We start from the raw sequence: 17,085 nt of genomic DNA on the forward strand, positions 1-17,085 counted from the left end.
AAAAATGGCAAAAGAAATTATTTTTTCAGATGAAGCAAGAAATAAACTTTACGAGGGCGTTAAAAAACTTAATGACGCGGTAAAAGTAACTATGGGGCCAAGAGGACGCAATGTTTTAATCCAAAAAAGCTTTGGTGCTCCAAGCATTACTAAAGATGGCGTAAGTGTTGCTAAAGAAGTAGAGCTTAAAGATAGTCTTGAAAATATGGGTGCTTCACTCGTAAGAGAAGTAGCGAGTAAAACAGCTGATCAAGCAGGCGATGGAACAACTACTGCAACGGTTTTAGCTCATGCAATTTTCAAAGAAGGTTTAAGAAATATCACAGCAGGTGCAAATCCTATCGAAGTAAAACGCGGTATGGATAAGGCTTGCGAAGCTATAGTAGCAGAACTTAAAAAACTTTCTCGCGAAGTAAAAGATAAAAAAGAAATTGCACAAGTTGCTACAATTTCAGCCAACTCTGATGAAAAAATCGGCAATTTAATTGCTGATGCTATGGAAAAAGTAGGCAAAGATGGTGTTATCACTGTTGAAGAGGCAAAATCAATCAATGATGAATTAAATGTAGTTGAAGGTATGCAATTTGACAGAGGTTATTTAAGCCCTTATTTTATCACTAATGCAGAAAAAATGACAGTAGAGCTTTCAAGCCCTTATATCCTGCTTTTTGATAAAAAAATTGCAAATTTAAAAGATTTATTACCGGTTTTAGAACAAATTCAAAAAACAGGCAAACCACTTTTAATTATCGCTGAAGATATTGAAGGTGAAGCGCTTGCAACTTTGGTTGTAAATAAACTTCGCGGTGTTCTTAATATTTCAGCAGTGAAAGCTCCAGGTTTTGGCGATAGAAGAAAAGCTATGCTTGAAGATATAGCGATTTTAACAGGCGGAGAAGTGATTTCTGAAGAACTTGGAAGAACTCTTGAAAGTGCGACTATACAAGATCTTGGACAAGCTTCTAGTGTAATCATCGATAAAGACAATACAACCATAGTAAATGGTGCAGGCGAAAAAGCAAATATTGATGCGAGAGTCAATCAAATCAAAGCACAAATTGCTGAAACAACTTCAGATTATGACAGAGAAAAATTACAAGAAAGACTTGCAAAATTAAGTGGTGGTGTTGCAGTTATTAAAGTAGGTGCAGCAACTGAAACTGAAATGAAAGAGAAAAAAGATCGCGTTGACGATGCTTTAAGCGCTACTAAAGCAGCAGTTGAAGAAGGTATAGTAATTGGTGGTGGTGCAGCGCTTATCAAAGCAAAAGCTAAAATCAAACTTGATCTACAGGGTGATGAAGCAATTGGCGCAGCTATCGTTGAAAGAGCTTTAAGAGCACCTTTAAGACAAATTGCTGAAAATGCAGGATTTGATGCAGGTGTGGTTGTAAATAGCGTAGAAAATGCTAAAGATGAAAACACAGGATTTGATGCTGCAAAAGGCGAATATGTTAATATGCTTGAAAGTGGAATTATCGACCCTGTTAAAGTAGAAAGAGTAGCTTTACTCAATGCAGTTTCTGTAGCTAGTATGCTTTTAACCACAGAAGCAACAATTAGCGAAATTAAAGAAGATAAACCTGCTATGCCAGATATGAGCGGTATGGGAGGAATGGGTGGCATGGGCGGAATGATGTAATATCTGCTCTAACCTCTTATCAGCAAGGAAAATCCTTGCTGATTACCAATTTAATTTAAAAACACTCCCTTGATTTTCTACAGATTCGCAAATAATCTTAATATCATTATCATCACAAACTTTTTTTACCAAAGAAAGCCCTATACCAAATCCTCCTTGATCGGTATTAAATCTTGTATATCTATCAAAAATATGATTTAAATTGGACTTTGAAATTCCACAACCTGTATCCGCAATACTTAAAAAATTGGCTTTTAAAATTATAGAAATTACTCCACCTTTTTTATTGTATTTAATAGCATTGCTTATAAGATTATCAATCAATTTAGAAATTTGACTTTTAGGAGCAAAAATATTTGCTTGATTTAAATCAAGCTTTAGTGTAATTTTTTTTTGCTCAAAAAATACTTTAAAATATTCCAATCTTTCTTCAAGTAGTATTCTTAAATCAAATTTTTGTTTTTCTGTTTCTAAGGTATTAGGGAAATTATAAAAAACAAGATCAGAATACACTTGAGACAAACTTTTTGCAGCAAGCTTAATCCTTGTAAATTTAGCATTATCTCCTAAATTTTGATGCTCAAGTTGTTCTATACTCATCAAAATAACACTTAATGGGGTATTGAGTTCATGAGTTGAATCTTTAATAAAACGATCTAGTGTGCTGATTTTATCCTCTAAAGGCTTTAGAGCAATTTTTACTAAAATATAAGATATTAAACCCAATATGCAAAAAGCCATAATAGCAAAACTAAAAACTTTCGTTCTAATCCAAAAAAGATCTTTGCCAACATCTTCACCCTGTATTAAAATTTGCAAACCATCGTTAGTATTTACTTCTTCATTGCTAGCATGTCTTAAAAAATAATGATCTGCACTCATAGGAGCAAGGAAAAAAACCTTATTATCACAAATACCTCTACCTTTAAGCTCAATTTTTGCTTTTCTTAAATCAAAATCTATATTACTAAAAACAATCTTTTTAGCATCAAATATAGCAAATTTTAGTGCTGTGCTTTGAGCAATATTTTTTGCGCTTATATCTATAGGGGTAAAACGAGAATTTAAGATGCTTATAACAATATTTCTATGACTTTCTCTCAAAGTGGCACCCTTTAAAACAACTAATTCTTCATATAATTTTTGATACCATAATGCAAAAAAAATAGTTAAAAAAATACCTGTAGTTGTTAGGTAAATTAATAAAATTTGCCTAATGACTTTTTTAGCCATAGCAATATCCCCTGCCTCTTTGATTTATAATTTTTTCTTTTCCTAAAATTTTACGTAAATTTTTCACATAAGCCCTTAAACTTAGCTCACTAGGCTCCTCATCATAATCCCAGAGTTCTTCAAAAATTCTCTCTGTGCTTAAAAAGTTGTTTTTATTTTTAAGCAATAAAGACAAAAGCTTTATTTCTTTACTCGGCAAAGCCAAAGCTTTATTATTATAGTAAAGAATTTGTGTAGTAAATTCAAATCTAAATCCATCCCCTAAATCTTCAAAATCTTCATTTTTATGTGAAAAAGCTCTTTTAAGCAAAGCTTTAACCCTAATAGATAACTCGGCAAGTTCAAAAGGTTTTTTTATATAATCATCACAACCTGCTTCAAAGCCTTGTTTTAAATCGTTTGTTGTGTTTAGAGAAGTCATGAAAATCGCTGGAGTTTGCTTTCCGCTTTTTCTTAATTCTTTAAGCAATGAAAATCCATCTCCTAAAGGAACTTTTACATCTAAAATCCAAAGATCAAAATATCTTTCATAAGCCATATCTAAAGCTTCTTGCGCATTATCGCATAAAAATACTTCATATCCCTCATCGTTTAAAAACTCTTCAATGATCTCACTCAAGCTCAAATCATCTTCTAAAAGTAAAATTTTAGCAGCCATAATTTAAATCTTTCTAACTTCAAATCTCTTAAATATATATCATTGTATCAAAATTCTTATCAATTTATTTAATAAAATTTCATTTTTATTTAATTTATTTTTATCTATAATCCTTTTATACAAATAAATTTTTCCTTAAGGGGTTAAAATGCTTCCAAAATGGGATAACAGCTATAGTGTACACAATGCTAAAATTGATGAGCAACATAAAAAGCTTTTTGAACTTGCTGCAAAAGTTGAAGTTGTATCAGATAGATCTGTAAGTAAAAATGAAGTCAAAGAACTTTTGGCTGAATTTTTTAATTATATGAAAGATCACTTTAATGATGAAGAAAAATACATGCAGCTAATAGGCTATCCAAATTTAGAAGAACATCGAAAAATACATAAAGAAATCATCCAAACCATGATTAACTTAATCAAAGATATCAAATCAACCAATGATCTTAAAGAAAAACTTTATATAGTGGCTAAAAAGTGGCTTTTAGAACACATACTATATGAAGACATGAAAGTTGAAGAATGGAGAAGCTCTTCTTTGTCTACAGATGATGGTGGTGATGTTAGCTTTGAAGCAGCAGAAGATGAAGATAATGAGCATCCACAATTTTATCTTTATACCTGTAATTGTCCTGGTAAAATTCACGATGTTCCTTATATCATTCATCAAAAAATAGAATCACAAGGTCATAAATTTACTTGTAAAACTTGTAAACAAGCTATAAAATTTTACAAAAAACATTCTTAAGGAGGATAAAATGAAACGCAATGTAAAAACTTATTCTTTTAGAATACCTTTAGAGCTTAAGGAGCGTTTGGATAATTTAAGTAAAAATCTTTCTAAACCAAAATCAGCCATAGTAAAAGAAGCTATAGAGGTTTATCTTAATGAAGTTGAAGATTTTTCTTTTGCTGTTAACGCCCTAGAAGAACTTAAAGATGGGGATTATCAAAAGGCGAGTAAAAAAATAGATAAAATTATCAAAAATCTTAAACAAACAAAATAAAAACTTTATCACAATTTTTTGTGATAAAGACTTATTATTTTTTTATATTAAAATACATTTATGAATATTAAAAATGGAGTTAAAAAAGTGGCTCCGGATGTAGGATTCGAACCTACGACCAATCGGTTAACAGCCGACTACTCTACCGCTGAGCTAATCCGGAATATTTAAAAGTAAAATGTGATTATAGTAAAATTAAAAAACTTTGTCAAGGGTTTTTTCACAAAAATGCATTTTTTATGTAAAAAAATTAATTTACTCCTTAACAATAACACTTTTTAAATTTCTAAAATAAAACAAATTTACCCCATCTTCATATAAATAATCAAGCTTCATTCCATGTGTTTCTAAAATAGTATTTACAATATAAAGCCCTAATCCAAAACTTGATTTTTGTTTTGATCCTTGAGTAAAAGCTTGAGTATAGTATTCTAAAGTATTGTTAAGCTCAGGACCACGATTTTTAAAACAAATATAATCATCTATAATATCAATTTGCACAAACCCATCTTCAGAATGTTTAATACCATTATCTATCATATTTTTAATCGCCGTAGTAAAAAGTTTAAAATCCACATTTACAAAAAAACTTTCTTCCATAAAAATACGTATATTGCTATCATCTCGCATTGCAATTTCTTTGGCTTCATCTAAAACATCTAAAATATTGTATTTTTTTCTATTTATAAAAGCAGCCCCTGAAGTAATTTGCTCAATAGCAGCAAATTCATTAATTAAAATTTCAAGTCTAGTAAAAACCCCATTTAAGCGCTCTTTATATTTATTATCTTCTATCATTTCTAAAGTTAAGAGCCCTTTAGTAATAGGAGTTTTGAGTTCATGCATAATATTTCTTAAAAAAAACTGACGAGATTGGTTTAACTTTCGAATTTGAACAATAGCTTGATAAAAAGCTTCACTTACTTGTGAAATTTCATCCACCCCAGTGCTTACATCTTCTATATCACCAAGCTTTCCTTGGGCAAATTTATCAATTTGTTTTTTAAGTCTTTTAAGTGGTTTTAATTTTTTAAATATATAAATATAAAGCAATACAAGAATACAAATCACAGCTACAGCTATAGCTTTGATAATAAAATACCTATAGGTTTGATAATCTTGATCCTTATAAAGATAAACCTTTCCATCATAAATAATATTTAAATACACCTGTCTATTATAAGAAATAATCTCGATTAAGCCATTGTTAACCTCAACCCTAGCTAAAACATCACCTCTAAAAAGAATTTTACGGATCTGCTTTGCTTCTGTTATCTCATCCATTTTATTATAATTTTTTGTCTGCTCTTCAAATTCTTTTTCACTGATAACTCCTGCAAAATTTAAGAGCCTTGCATTAGCTATCAAAGAATATTTTGTGTTTAATTCTCTAGTATAATTTTGCTGATCATATTCTATAAGCCACAAAAAGCCAAGTATAACACTAACCCCAGCAAAAATAAAAATAAAAGTTATAGTATAAAAAATCGAAGATTTATTCATTGAGTAAGCTTATAACCTATTCCACGTATAGAGTGAATATATTTTGGAGTTTTTGGATCATCTCCCATCTTTTGACGAATTCTACTGATAATAACATCTATACTTTTATTACTAGAATCCTCACTAATAGAAGAACAATTATAAACAAGCTCTTCACGACTTACCACTCCACCCTCTTTTTTAATCAAATAGCTTAAAATATCAAATTCAGCATTAGTTAAAGTAAGCTCTTGTCCTTTCATTGTGATGATATGCTTGTATTGATCATAAACAAGATCTTTAACGCTTTTTGCTATGGCGCTTTTTGTATTTGAAATGCGTCTTAAATGGCTTTTAATGCGCGCTTGAAGTTCTTTAGGATTATAAGGCTTTGGCAAATAATCATCCGCGCCCAATTCTAAAGCATTAACCTTATCTGTAATATCATGTCTAGCGCTTGAGATAATAATAGGCGTATCATACTTTTTACGAATTTCCTCACACACTTCAAGTCCATCAAGTCCTGGCAAGGAAAGATCCAAAATTATAAGCTGATATTCTTTTAAAGCAAGTTTTGAAAGACCTATATAAGGCTCGTGTGCGATATCAACTTTCATATCAAATTTTTCTAAATACTCAGCCGTAATTTCAGCAAGCTCTAAATCATCTTCTATCATAAGGATATTTGTCATAGTTTTCCTTTATTTTAAACTTAATTTTAATTTTAAACTAAAATTTATAACAAAAGGAAAATCCTTCCGTTATTTTTATTTAAGCACAAGCAAAGTCGCAAAACCATTGCGATATACCCAAACTTTGGTAAATTCTTTTTTATTAACTTGTTTTAAAGCTTGTTCTAAATCTTTTAAATTTTTAATTTCACTTTGTCCAACACCTATGATAATATCACCCTCTTGGAAACCAGAATTTTTTCCTTTGCTCTTTTCTTTAACACTATCAACCAAAACACCATTAACATCTTTTGGAATTTGCAAACGATCCTTAAGTCTTGGATCTAAATTTCTCAAACTCAAACCATCAATCAAATCGCTTTGTACGCCTTTAGGATTTTCTTTTTCACCTTTAAGAATAAAACTTACTTGCTTATTTTCTCCATCTCTTTCGTAACTTAATGAAATTTTTTGACCAATCTCTAAAGTTCCTATATAATTTTTAAGATCAATAGGACTTTTTATAACCTTATCATTAACTTTAGTAACTAAATCTCCACGCTTAAGCCCTGCTTCATCAGCACTTGAACCTTTTTGAACATCAGTGATTAAAGCTCCTTCTTGATTTTTGTAAGCTTTTTTAGTATCACCTTGCAAAGCTAAAATAGTCACACCTAAAAATCCTCTATCAATCTTGCCTTTTTCAATAAGTTTTTTAGCTATATCTTTAACCATATTTGAAGGTATGGCAAAACCTATGCCGTTATTTCCACCACCACGAGAAAGAATAGCTGAATTAATACCTACTAAATATCCGCGACTATCCACCAAAGCTCCACCTGAATTTCCTGGATTGATAGAAGCATCTGTTTGTATAAAATTTTCATATTGATTTAAACCTATATTGTCTTTGTTTAAAGCAGATATTATCCCACTTGTAACACTAAAACCAACTCCAAAAGGATTTCCAAGTGCAAAAACAACATCTCCTTCCATTAAATCATCAGAATTTGTAAAAGTAATAGCTGAAAGATTATTAGCCTCTATTTTTATAACAGCCAAATCTGTTTTTGGATCTTTACCTATAAGTTTTGCTTTATATTCTATGTCGCTTCCTGGTAAATTCACTGTAATCGTATCAGCATCATCTACAACGTGATTATTTGTTACTATATAACCATCTTTTGAAATAATCACCCCTGATCCCAAAGAACTCACCACTTCTTTATCATTTTTTCCTTTTCTTTGAGGAAAATCAAAATCAAAAAATTGTTTAAAATAAGGATCATTAAAAAAATCATCCAAAGGGCTTGGACGATTTGCTCTTGTAATAGTTTTTGAGGTGGAAATATTAACCACTGATTTTTTTGCATCTTTAATAGAATCATGATAAGAAAGCACTGCATTTCCAGCAGCAGGATTCACACGATTAGCCGTTGCAGTCGATTCGTTAAAATTAATACTTGCAGCAAATAAAGCACTTGCTAAACTTAATGATAAAAAAATCTTTTTCATTTCATTTCCTTTTGTTCTTAAAGATAAATTATCTCGTAAAATATTTTACTGTCTTCATAGTATAAAACCGAAAATTTACAAAATTGTAAATAAAACCTTGAGTGATAAAAATTTATAAAACTTGATTGACTTAGGCTAAAGTTTATGTTATAATTTAATCCTCTATATAATCAAGTAAAAATTTTTAAGGAAATATAACATGAATAGTTTATACGAAACTCTTGAAGTTAGCAAAAACGCTAGTGCAGATGAAATAAAAAAAGCTTACCGTCGCCTAGCTAGAAAATATCATCCTGATATCAACAAAGAAAAAGGTGCTGAAGAAAAATTTAAAGAAATTAATGCTGCTTATGAAATTTTAAGTGACGAAAAAAAACGAGCTCAGTATGACCAATACGGCGATTCTATGTTTGGTGGACAAAGTTTTCATGATTTTTCAAGAAATACTGGTGGGGTAAATTTGGACGATATTTTAAAAGATCTCTTTGGAGGAGGCTTTGGTGGACGCTCAAGAGGGGGTTTTAACGGCTTTTCTTCAAAAGGCTTTAGCAGTGGTTTTGGAGGATTTGGAGGTTTTGAAGAAGAAATTTTAGACAGCAATCTAGAGCTTCACATTCCTTTCGAAAAAGCTGTTAAAGGCGGGGAACATAGTTTTAATTTTCAAGGCGAAACCATTAAATTTAAAATTCCACATGGTATAAAAGAAGGCGAGAAACTAAGAATTCGCTCTAAAGGAAAACAAAGCAGAAATGGAGCTAGAGGAGATTTAATCATTATTGTAAAAATAGAAGAAAGTCCTATTTACACAAGAGAAGATGATGATTTATATCAAAAGGTTGATATTTCTTTAAAAACTGCACTTTTTGGTGGAAAAATAAATATAAAAACACTCAAAGAAGGCAAGGAAGAAGCAACAATTAACATAACGCCTAATTCAAAAAATAACCAAAAAATTCGTTTAAAAGGTTATGGTGTGCAAAATAGAAAAAGTGATATTTATGGGGATATGTATTTGATTTTAAATGTTGTTTTGCCAAATTTAGATACCCTTGATGAAAAATTTATAGAACTCTTAAAAGAAAAATTACCTTAAAGAAAGGAATAAAATATGGAACAGCATTATGATGAACCTGTATATTTAATCAGTGTTGTGGCTAAAGTTTTAAGCATACATCCACAAACCTTAAGGCAATACGAAAGAGAAGGATTGATAGAGCCAAGTAGAACCGATGGCAAAATAAGACTTTATTCTCAAAGGGATATTGACCGTATTAAACTTATATTGCGTTTAACAAGAGACATGGGAATCAATCTTGCTGGAGTAGATGTTATCTTAAAATTGAAAAACCAACTTCACGAATTTGAAAATTTAATTGATGAACTACGCTTAGAATTAAGCAAACAACAAGACAAAGAAGCGGCTAGTAAAGCCGTTGTCAAGCATAAAAATAGCTTTGATTTGATTTTTTATGAGAAAAAATAAAAATAATGGATAATTTTTTAGAAATTTTTTTAATCACCGTTGCTATAGCTATAGTTTTAAATGTCATATTTAAAAAATTTGAAATTCCAACTATTATTGGATATATAGCTGCTGGAGAAATCATTTCTGAAATTTATCATTTAAGTGGCAAAGGCGAAATCACCCATATAGCCGAATTTGGTATAGTGTTTTTAATGTTTACCATAGGGCTTGAATTTTCTTTTAAGCATTTAATGGCAATGAAACAAGAAGTTTTTTTAAACGGCTCTTTGCAGATGCTTACTTGTGGCTTTGTTTTTATGCTACTTGCTATAGGAATTTTAGGACTTGGAGATAAAAGCGCTACCATAGCAGGCTTTGCACTAGCACTTTCTTCAACCGCAGTGGTGCTTAAAATTTTAAATGATAATGGCGATATAAATGAGCAATATGGCAGAAAAGCATTGGGAATTTTGCTTTTTCAAGATATAGCCGTTATTCCTTTGCTTTTGCTTGTAGATATTTTTTCATCCAACAATCAAAACATAGAAAAACTCCTTTTTACCACTTTAATTTCAGCACTTATTTTAATCACTTTATTATTTTTCATAGGTAAATATCTAGTGGATAGAATTTTTAGACTCATTATCCACACTTCTTCTCAGGAAATTTTTATTAGTACTGTTTTATTTATGGTTATTGGAGCAAGTTTTTTAGCAAATTATTTTGGATTTTCTTATTCCTTGGGTGCTTTTATAGCAGGTGCTTTGATAGCAGAAACAAAATATAAACACAAAATAGAAGCAGACTTGATCCCATTTAGAGATTTGCTTTTAGGGCTTTTTTTCATAACTGTAGGCATGCAAATTCAACTTGATGTAGTGGCGCAAAATTGGTTTTTAATCATAGTTTTAACCCTTCTTGTAATGGCTTTAAAATTTGGCATAGTTTTTGGCTTTTTATTTCTTTACACCAAAAAAAGAGTAGCACTTAAAACAGCTTTTGCCATAGCGCAAATTGGCGAATTCGCCCTAGCAATTTTTTCTCTTTTACAAGCAAAAAATATGCTTGATATTAAAACTTCACAAATTTTAATTGTTGTTTCTATTTTAACCATGATTATCACGCCTTTTATTTTAAACAATATAAGAAAAATTACCAATGTTGTAGAAGATATAGCACTTAATACCAACGCTGTGCAAAATATTGACAGTAATATCAAGCTTAAAAATCATCTTGTTGTTTTTGGCTATGGACGCTTAGGACAAGAAGTCGTACAAAAAATCAAAAACACAGGCGTACCTTATCTTGTTTTAGAAAGTGATTTAAATTTAGTAGAACTTGGAGTTAGTCGAGGTGAAAATGTCGTTTTTGCCAATGCTGCTCAAGAAGAAACCTTAAAAATTGCCAATATAGAAGAATGTGCCGTAACCATTATCACAGTTACAAATGAAGCTAAACTTGAAATTTTATGTCAAGTGCTAGCTAATTATCCAAAACCTATAGACACAATCATCCATGTAAATGGAACTTTAAAAAAGATGCTTTTTTCTAGTATAGATGAACATATACGCATCATTCGCTCTGAAAAAGTAATTGCTAGAAATTTGGTTCAAGAAGCGCTAGAATGCCGCATTCACAAAAATACCTAAGGAAGAATTTTGACAAAAAATGAAGAAAAAGCCTTACGCGTAAAATACCTAAGAAATCTTGAAAAATTTTTCAATGGCGCTATATCTGCACTTAAAAAAGAAGATTTTGATAAAACTAAATTTGAAGAAAGAATGTTAAAAAATACTAAATTTTTTGAAAAAAATCCCGCGGTAAATCTTAACTCAACCTATGCAAAAAATCTTGAATTTTTTGTCAATGCTTGTTTAGATTTTTCCAAAGAAAAAAACGAGCTTTTAAATCTTGCCAATGCTTTAGATAAGCAAAAAAAACAAGGTGAGAAAAAAGAAAAACATAAAAATTATTTAAAGGATTATGAATGATTAATGTATTTTTTGATATGGATGGAACTTTAATCGATAGTGCAAATGCCATTTCTTGTGCAGTTAATGAAATAAGACAGGATTTAAATCTAGCCCCACTTTCAAGAGAAATCATTATGCAAACCATCAATACTCCCAATATTGACTGGGCAAAAGAACTTTACAATATAGAAAATTTCCATCATTCTAGTTTTAAAGAAGGCTATGAAAAATATTTTGTCAAGCACTATGAACAAAGCGTGGTGCTTTTTGAAGGAGTAAAAGAACTTTTAGAATTTTTAAAAAGCAAAAATTGTTTTTTAGCTATTGCTACTAACGCCCCACAAAGCTCACTTTCAAACATACTTAAAAAACACGATATCATTCCTTATTTTGATAAAATTTTAGGCGTAAGCTTGGGCATAGAACCCAAACCTCATCCTATGATGCTAGAGCTTTTAAAAAGCGAGGCTCCATATAAAACAAGTGTTTTTATAGGAGATAGTCAAAAAGATAAAGAATGTGCTAAAAATGCTAATTTGCCTTATTTTCATGCCAAATGGTATCAAAAAAATTTAAAAGAAAATGAATTTAGCAACGCTAGTGAACTTAAAGGCTTTTTAGAAAAGTATTTATAAGTTTTTTAATGAAATTTTAGTTAAAATTAGAAATAAATTTTAAAAAGAGTAAATTATGAGTGAATTATTAATAGAAATCGGCACAGAAGAATTACCTGCTATTCCTTTGCTAAAAGAATTAGCTAATATAGAAAAAAAATGGAAAAATATTTTAGAAGAATACCGCTTGCTAAGTGATTTTAAATTTTATTATACTCCGCGTCGTTTAGTTTTTTTTCATGAAAATTTTGCAGACAAACAAGAAGATAGCTTTGCTGAATTTATAGGAGCACCTAAAAATGTTGCTTATAAAGATGGGGTTTTAACTCCTGCGGGGCAAAGCTTCCTACAAAAAGCAGGGATCAGTGAAAATGAACTCACTTTTAAAGAAATCAAAGGCAAAGAAGTTTTATACCATCAAAAAGCTATTAAAGGTTTGCAAAGTCAAGAAATTTTAGGAGAAATGGTAGAAAAATTTCTAAAAAGTCTTAGTTTTGGCAAAAGCATGCGCTGGGGCGCAAATTCTTTTGAATTCATCCGTGCTATCCGTTCTATAGCTTGCATTTTAAATGATGAACTTGTTAATTTTCAAAGTTATGGGGTGAAAAGTGCTAAAAAAACTTTCATTCACAGAAGTGTAAGCTATGATTTGCAAGATTTTAACAATGCAAAAGAATATTTTGAACTACTAGAAAAAAACTATATCATCCTTGATCCAATCAAAAGAAAAGAAAAAATACTTGAGCAATTTAAACTCATAGAAAGTCAAAAAAATATACAAATTGGAGAAGATGAAGAGCTTTTAGCTGAAGTAGTTGCTATCACAGAATATCCTAATGCACTTTTAGGAAGTTTTGAAGAAGAATTTTTAGAAATTCCTAGCGAAGTAATCATCACTTCAATGAGAGAAAATCAACGTTATTTTGCAGTTTTTAACGATAAAGGTTTAAGTAATCATTTTATAGTAGTAAGTAATGCAGTATGTAAGGATTATTCAAAAATCATACATGGAAATGAAAGAGTTTTGCGTGCAAGACTTAGCGATGCAATGTTTTTTTATCAAAATGATTTACAAAATGGCTTAAAACCTGAAAAACTTGCCAAAATGACCTATCTTGAAGGTTTAGGCACAATGCAAGATAAAAGTTTAAGAGAGATTAAAATTGCTGAAATTTTATGTCAAATGCTCCATAATGATAAAATCGAAAATATCAGCACAGCACTAAAATACGCCAAAGCAGACTTAGCCACACAAATGGTTTATGAATTTACTGATTTGCAAGGCATTATGGGAAGTTATTATGCGCAAAAAATGGGCTTAGATTATCAAATTTGCTTAGCCATCAAAGAACAATATCTTCCTAATTCCGAACAAGCTCCACTTCCAAGTACAGAATTTTCAAGCATAGTAGCCCTTGCAAACAAGCTTGATACCCTTATAGGACTTTTTAGCATAGGAAAAATTCCAAGCGGAACAAAGGATCCTTATGCCTTAAGAAGAGCTGCCAATGGGATCATTAAAATTGCTTTAAATTTAAATAAAGAATTTGATATCCAAATTTTATTAGAAAAACTTTCAAATCATTATAAAAGCTTTGATATGCAAATTTTAAAAGATTTTATTTTTGAAAGACTTTATACTTTTTATACAGTCAATGCTTCTTTTGTAAAAGCGGTTTTAAGCTCACAAAATACAGATCTTATCCATATCAATCAAAGCGTAAATGCTCTTATAAAACTTAGCAAAAAAGATAATTTTAATGAAAATTTTGCAACCTTTAAAAGACTAGCCAATATCGCCACTAAAAATCCTCATAAAGTTGATGAAAGTCTTTTTGTTCAAGAAGCAGAAAGTAAACTTTACAAAGCTTTTAAAGAAAAAACTAAAGCCAACTCTTTACAAGAAAAACTTGAAAATCTTTTTGCACTTAAGCCTTTTATTGATGAGTTTTTTAATCAAGTGATGATTAATGCCGAAGATGAAAAACTTAAAAATAATCGCCAAGCTTTGGTTTATGAAATTTATGCGGAGTTTTTAAAAATCGCCGATCTTAAAGAGTTAAGCCTATGAAAGCCTTATGGATTCTTTTAAGCCTTACTCTTTGGCTTTTTGGAGCTCAAAATTTAGAACTCATCAAAGGTCAAGCTTTATTTTTGGAACTAGATAAGAAAGATTTTTTATCTTTAAAAAATAATGATAAAAATATTCCCACCTTTGCACATCCTAAAAATCAAGAAAAAATTCTAGCTATTTTTTCCTTACCTTACAAAAATCCCCCGCAAAACACCAAACTTATCGCATTTTATAAAGATAAAAAAGAAGAAATTTTCATAAAAACTTTAGAAGGTAATTATAAAAGTGAAAAATTGCAAGTTGAAAACAAAAAGATTTTTCCGCCAAAAACCGTAAAAGAACGCATCGCTAAAGAATTAAAAGAAGCCAATGCGATTTATAGCTCTTATACTCCAAAAGCTTTATTTAACGGTGCTTTTAATATACCTTTAAATTCTTTTATCACAAGTGATTTTGGCAAAGCAAGAACTTTTAATGAAAAAGTAGCGAGTTATCATAGCGGAACAGACTTTAGAGCTGCCACAGGAACACCTATTTATGCGGCCAACTCAGGCATAGTAAAAATTGCAAAAGATCGTTATTTCGCAGGAAATTCGGTAGTCATTGATCATGGTTTTGGAATTTATTCACAATACTATCATCTTTCTAAAATCGATGTTAAAGTAGGACAAAAGATAAAAAAAGGTGAACTTATAGGACTTAGCGGGGCTAGCGGTAGGGTAAGTGGGCCGCATTTGCATTTTGGAATTTTAGCTGGAGGCAAACAAGTCGATCCTTTGGATTTTGTATCTAAATTTAATGCTATTTTTCAATGAAATTTAGTGACTTTTTCCATGCTTGGCTCCATGAAAGCTATTATAAAAATGCTGTAAGTATAGGAAAAAACGGAGATTTTTTTACTGCTGTGAGTGTAGGAAATCTTTTTGGCACACTTTTAGCCAAGCATTTTTTAAATTTAATAGATAAAAAAATTTTACAACTCCCTTTAGAACTTGTAGAAATAGGCGCTAATGAAGGCTATTTAAGTCGTGATTTTTTAGCCGCTTTGCTTGAATTAAGACCTGAAATTTTTTCTCAAATTTCTTTTTTCGTCATAGAACCGCATGAAAAATTAAGAACTTTACAAAAAAAGACTTTAGAAGGAGTGGAATTTACTCACAAAAATAGTCTTAAAGAATGCCATTTTAAGAACGCTTTTTTCTTTTGCAATGAACTTTTTGATAGTTTTGCTTGCGAACTTATAGATCATGATAAAATGGCATTTGTAGAAAATTTTAAACTTATTTTTAAAAATATGGATGAAAATTTAATCACAAAATGCAAAGCTTTAAATCTTAAAAAAGGTGAACTCAGTTTAGAGCTTGAAAATTTTTTTAAAGATTTAAACCAAACTTGTGAGAGATTTATATTTGCGGGATTTGACTATGGAACTTTAAATCCACAAAGTTTTAGCTTAAGAATCTATCAAAAGCACGAAGTTTTTAGCCCTTTTGAAGTATCTTTAAAAGATTTTTTCGGCAAAAGCGATCTAACTTATAATGTCAATTTTACTCATCTTCAAAAACTCATCAAAGAATATGATTTTAAACCTTTAGTTTTTAAAAAACAAAGTCTTGCTTTAATGGATTTTGGTTTTGAAGATTTATTAGAATACACAAAAAATAAAAACATTAAAACTTACGAAAGTTTTTTATCTCAAGCTAAAATTTTATTTTTTAATTTTGATGAAAAATTTCATTTTTTCGAATTTCAAAAAAACTAAAATTTTATATTTTTCATACTCGCTAAACAAACCCCCTCCCTTAAACCCTCATCAATGACTAGAAGTTTATGTTTATCAAACAAAGCATAAAACAGCAAACAACCTGCACTCAAATAATTTTTTCTCATCGCGCCTACTTCTTTTATAGCCTTTTTTTCTTCCATATGAAAAAGTTTAATAGCATAATTTAAAAAATCCTTATGGTAAAGTTTTTTACCATTTACTCTACTTGCTTCATACTTTTCATAGCTTATATTTTGTTTTAATGCGCTAAGTGTAGTAGGAACTCCGGAATTTAAAACCACCGTTTTAACTCCTAAAGAACGAAGTTCCTTTTTAATCATAGCCACCTCATCAAAAGCCCTAAAAGCTAAATGCTTTAAATAGGGATTTGCAATTAAAAAATGAATTTTAAGTTTTTTATCTTTAATATTTATGATAAATTTAGGATATTTTTTTATTAATTTTTTATAAGAAATACAAGATTTATAATAAGAATGGTAATTTTTTTCATAAAAACTAATAATACCAAAATCAAAACTTTTAAAACTTTTTCCAAAAGAAAGCTCACAAGAAGCCCCTCCTAAATCACAATATGCAAACTCTCCCCAAATTTTAAGCCTTCTTAAACCTGATTGCATACCTAAAACACTGATCTTAGCTTCACTTTTAGCATCTATAAGCTTAAAATCAATCCCAAATTCTTCTTTTAAATGGGCAAAAATTTCATTTGTATTGCTTGCCTTTCTAAAAGCTGCAGTCGCTACAGCTCTCGCTTTGCTTAAATCTTGCTCTTTAGCTAAAATACTCAAAGTATTTTTTAATCTTTGTATGGCTTCTTTAGAAATTTCTCCACTTTGATTTAGATTTTTCGCTGCCCCAATAACAAATTCATATTCTTTTAATTTATTTAATTTTTCATCCATTTGTACTGCTCTTAAAGTATTTGAACCAAGATCTATACCTAACATGACTTTCCTTATTTGATT

The 17,085-nt window shown here is 30.1% G+C and carries 17 protein-coding genes and 1 tRNA gene; 11 read left to right on the top strand and 7 right to left on the bottom strand.

Translation table 11 applies throughout. The features are described from left to right. Positions 1 to 4: 4 nt before the first annotated feature. Positions 5 to 1,642, top strand: coding sequence for a chaperonin GroEL (groL, locus tag ELQ06_RS03455; RefSeq protein ID WP_002859291.1), 1,638 nt, complete (start codon positions 5 to 7; stop codon positions 1,640 to 1,642). Between the two features lie 42 nt (positions 1,643 to 1,684). On the opposite strand, the gene dccS is transcribed toward groL, so the two are convergent. Together dccS and dccR are read right to left on the bottom strand one after the other, a co-directional pair. Then, a complete protein-coding gene (gene dccS / locus ELQ06_RS03460) occupies positions 1,685 to 2,875 on the bottom strand; it encodes a two-component system sensor histidine kinase DccS (RefSeq protein ID WP_052797639.1) in 1,191 nt (396 codons plus the stop codon). Further along, a complete protein-coding gene (dccR, locus tag ELQ06_RS03465; RefSeq protein ID WP_044306140.1) occupies positions 2,868 to 3,533 on the bottom strand; it encodes a two-component system response regulator DccR in 666 nt (221 codons plus the stop codon). Before dccR ends, dccS begins: the two co-directional genes overlap by 8 nt. 148 nt (positions 3,534 to 3,681) lie before the next feature. Here dccR and ELQ06_RS03470 point away from each other — a divergent pair, with 148 nt between their 5' ends. Both ELQ06_RS03470 and ELQ06_RS03475 read left to right on the top strand, forming a co-directional pair. Continuing rightward, positions 3,682 to 4,281: a bacteriohemerythrin gene (locus ELQ06_RS03470; protein ID WP_002898488.1), complete on the top strand. Its 600-nt coding sequence runs from the start codon at positions 3,682 to 3,684 to the stop codon at positions 4,279 to 4,281. 10 nt (positions 4,282 to 4,291) lie between these two features. Beyond that, positions 4,292 to 4,540, top strand: a complete 249-nt coding sequence (locus tag ELQ06_RS03475) for a ribbon-helix-helix domain-containing protein (RefSeq protein ID WP_002898486.1) — start codon at positions 4,292 to 4,294, stop codon at positions 4,538 to 4,540. Between the two features lie 88 nt (positions 4,541 to 4,628). On the opposite strand, the gene ELQ06_RS03480 is transcribed toward ELQ06_RS03475, so the two are convergent. The 4 genes from ELQ06_RS03480 to htrA form a co-directional block, all read right to left on the bottom strand. Further along, positions 4,629 to 4,703, bottom strand: a tRNA-Asn gene (locus ELQ06_RS03480). Between the two features lie 92 nt (positions 4,704 to 4,795). Continuing rightward, positions 4,796 to 6,043, bottom strand: coding sequence for an ArsS family sensor histidine kinase (locus ELQ06_RS03485; protein WP_002853241.1), 1,248 nt, complete (start codon positions 6,041 to 6,043; stop codon positions 4,796 to 4,798). Then, positions 6,040 to 6,714, bottom strand: coding sequence for a response regulator transcription factor (locus ELQ06_RS03490; RefSeq protein WP_002777451.1), 675 nt, complete (start codon positions 6,712 to 6,714; stop codon positions 6,040 to 6,042). The genes ELQ06_RS03485 and ELQ06_RS03490 overlap by 4 nt, the downstream gene beginning before the upstream one ends. Positions 6,715 to 6,789: 75 nt before the next feature. Further along, positions 6,790 to 8,208, bottom strand: a complete 1,419-nt coding sequence (gene htrA, locus ELQ06_RS03495; protein WP_052797637.1) for a serine protease HtrA — start codon at positions 8,206 to 8,208, stop codon at positions 6,790 to 6,792. 199 nt (positions 8,209 to 8,407) lie between these two features. On the opposite strand from htrA, the gene ELQ06_RS03500 reads away from it, so the two are divergent. Genes ELQ06_RS03500 through ELQ06_RS03535 form a run of 8 tightly spaced genes read left to right on the top strand, consistent with a single transcriptional unit; the run spans position 8,408 to position 16,096 of the window. After that, positions 8,408 to 9,301, top strand: coding sequence for a DnaJ family protein (locus ELQ06_RS03500; protein WP_052797636.1), 894 nt, complete (start codon positions 8,408 to 8,410; stop codon positions 9,299 to 9,301). A gap of 15 nt (positions 9,302 to 9,316) precedes the next feature. After that, positions 9,317 to 9,691, top strand: a complete 375-nt coding sequence (gene hspR / locus ELQ06_RS03505) for a heat shock transcriptional regulator HspR (RefSeq protein WP_002853230.1) — start codon at positions 9,317 to 9,319, stop codon at positions 9,689 to 9,691. A 5-nt stretch (positions 9,692 to 9,696) separates the two neighbouring features. Further along, positions 9,697 to 11,322 (top strand): cation:proton antiporter, encoded by a 1,626-nt coding sequence (locus ELQ06_RS03510; RefSeq protein ID WP_044261528.1) that lies wholly within the window; start codon positions 9,697 to 9,699, stop codon positions 11,320 to 11,322. Between the two features lie 9 nt (positions 11,323 to 11,331). Beyond that, positions 11,332 to 11,664 carry a hypothetical protein gene (locus ELQ06_RS03515; RefSeq protein ID WP_044261531.1) on the top strand — a complete coding sequence of 111 codons (333 nt, stop codon included), beginning with the start codon at positions 11,332 to 11,334 and terminating at the stop codon, positions 11,662 to 11,664. Continuing rightward, the gene (locus tag ELQ06_RS03520) at positions 11,661 to 12,281 is read left to right on the top strand and encodes an HAD family hydrolase (RefSeq protein WP_052797635.1); all 621 of its coding nucleotides are present in this window, start codon (positions 11,661 to 11,663) and stop codon (positions 12,279 to 12,281) included. Before ELQ06_RS03515 ends, ELQ06_RS03520 begins: the two co-directional genes overlap by 4 nt. A gap of 55 nt (positions 12,282 to 12,336) precedes the next feature. Beyond that, positions 12,337 to 14,331 (top strand): glycine--tRNA ligase subunit beta, encoded by a 1,995-nt coding sequence (glyS, locus tag ELQ06_RS03525; RefSeq protein ID WP_052797634.1) that lies wholly within the window; start codon positions 12,337 to 12,339, stop codon positions 14,329 to 14,331. Continuing rightward, positions 14,328 to 15,149: a M23 family metallopeptidase gene (locus ELQ06_RS03530; RefSeq protein WP_002894881.1), complete on the top strand. Its 822-nt coding sequence runs from the start codon at positions 14,328 to 14,330 to the stop codon at positions 15,147 to 15,149. The genes glyS and ELQ06_RS03530 overlap by 4 nt, the downstream gene beginning before the upstream one ends. After that, positions 15,146 to 16,096 (top strand): SAM-dependent methyltransferase, encoded by a 951-nt coding sequence (locus ELQ06_RS03535; protein WP_052797633.1) that lies wholly within the window; start codon positions 15,146 to 15,148, stop codon positions 16,094 to 16,096. Before ELQ06_RS03530 ends, ELQ06_RS03535 begins: the two co-directional genes overlap by 4 nt. Here ELQ06_RS03535 and ELQ06_RS03540 read toward each other — a convergent pair. Beyond that, the gene (locus ELQ06_RS03540; RefSeq protein ID WP_052794867.1) at positions 16,093 to 17,067 is read right to left on the bottom strand and encodes an exopolyphosphatase; all 975 of its coding nucleotides are present in this window, start codon (positions 17,065 to 17,067) and stop codon (positions 16,093 to 16,095) included. The genes ELQ06_RS03535 and ELQ06_RS03540 overlap by 4 nt on opposite strands. Positions 17,068 to 17,085: the final 18 nt, after the last annotated feature.

This window comes from Campylobacter sp. CH246, from assembly GCF_004378835.1.
Taxonomy (GTDB): Bacteria; Campylobacterota; Campylobacteria; order Campylobacterales; family Campylobacteraceae; genus Campylobacter_D; species Campylobacter_D jejuni.